The following is a 238-nucleotide window of genomic DNA, read 5'->3' on the forward strand; positions in this document are numbered from 1 at the left end:
GATGGTTATGATGTTAAGATTGTTATCCCACAAGACCCAGGACAGGCCGGTGTGGCACAAGCGCAATATTATGCAAAAATCCTTTCAGGTTATAAAATTGAGGCTGTCAGGGAAACCGGAGATAAAGCCACAAGAGCAGATCCTTTTGCATCACAGGTTAATATAGGAAACGTGTCACTGCTAAGAGCGAACTGGAACAGGACTTATATTGATGAATTGGCAGCTTTTCCAAGTGGAT

1 protein-coding gene is annotated in these 238 nt (G+C 42.9%); it reads left to right on the top strand.

Annotated features, from left to right (window positions below):
- Positions 1–238: hypothetical protein (locus tag H3V04_RS10040; RefSeq protein ID WP_198188558.1), on the top strand; the 238-nt coding region annotated here is incomplete at both ends.

It is taken from the genome of Bifidobacterium sp. M0353 (genome assembly GCF_016100645.1).
In the GTDB taxonomy this organism is placed as follows: Bacteria; Actinomycetota; Actinomycetes; order Actinomycetales; family Bifidobacteriaceae; genus Bombiscardovia; species Bombiscardovia choladohabitans.